The sequence below is a fragment of the Mesorhizobium sp. P5_C1 genome (assembly GCF_054049815.1).
Window position 1 is genome coordinate 1 of sequence record NZ_JBFULQ010001109.1, and the last position, 1,002, is coordinate 1,002.

At 60.2% G+C, this 1,002-nt stretch carries 2 protein-coding genes; one reads left to right on the forward strand and one right to left on the reverse strand.

The window, feature by feature from the left end; translation table 11 throughout:
* Positions 1–76 precede the first annotated feature (76 nt).
* Positions 77–751, forward strand: coding sequence for a hypothetical protein (locus tag ACXJ7R_RS34220; RefSeq protein ID WP_457155652.1), 675 nt, complete (start codon positions 77–79; stop codon positions 749–751).
* Positions 752–817: 66 nt separating this feature from the next.
* Here ACXJ7R_RS34220 and ACXJ7R_RS34225 read toward each other — a convergent pair.
* A partial coding sequence (locus ACXJ7R_RS34225) for a hypothetical protein (protein WP_457155653.1) occupies positions 818–1,002 on the reverse strand: 185 nt, incomplete at its 5' end.

The following is a 1,002-nucleotide window of genomic DNA, read 5'->3' on the forward strand; positions in this document are numbered from 1 at the left end:
GGATGGACCATCACTCCTATTGAGACCGTAAACCAGGTGCGCAGCGATCTGGCAGCATTGAAGCAGGGGATCCGCTATGGCACCACGCAACGATGATCTCGGCGTGATTATGGCGCAGAGCCGGGTCGAACGTCAGGCCCTGTTCGGGCCGGTCAGTGAAATAAGCCGCCGCGTGCAGCCCAGGCATTTGGTCGACGTGACCGCGCGGTTTGCCAAGGACAAAGCTGCCGGGGTCGTGGGTGGCGTCTCAGATGCCATCAAAGAAAACGGCGGCGCGGTGGCTGCGGTAGCACTTGGCGCGGTGGCGGTATTTGATGCCGGCAGAAGAAGCGCTGACGGCCGCACACCGCCGACGAAACCCAATGGATTCCCGTGGGCGAGCGAAACACGCGTGGGACGGAAAGGCCGGGGCGGTGAGCCCATTCCGAAGGTGCAACCCTCGCGACAGGCCGTCACCAACGCTGCTCGGACCAAGATGCTCGCTGGATCAGTTGGAGGGTTGTTGATTGGCCATGTGGTTGGCCAGTCGTTTGATACAACCGCAACAGAACGTAAGCTGTTCGGGAAAGCGTCGGGCGAAGTCCAGGAAGTAGCCTCCGAATTTATCAATCAGCATTTGCATGGCGCAAAGCTTGTGGCGGCGCAGGCTTTTGGTTTTGCAAGATATTCCGCCGCCTTCCTGGCGATAATGGCGACAGTGAGCGACTTTTTCGGCCGCTCTGAGGGTAGCAGCGATCCGCCCATTCAATGATCGGTAGCCGCTCTGACCGTTTCTGGCGTCACGGCAAACCAGCCTAGGCGGTTTACCAGCCACACGTCAGTCGGGGGACGTGCTGACCGTCAGCTTCGGCATTTTCGTCAGCGACGCCGTTGCCATACGGGTGCCGGATCCGAAGGGCGAAGTATCTAAATCCCAACCGCGCGCATCCGCAGTATGATGACGCCTGCTGCGCCTGAGGGGTGAACAGTTGGTGTTGGAGATCGCGACGGAAGCTACGTGGC

Coding starts and splice junctions, on each gene's coding strand:
- ACXJ7R_RS34220 (WP_457155652.1), top strand. CDS start 77: ATGGCACCACGCAACGATGATCTCGGCGTGATTATGGCGCAGAGCCGG.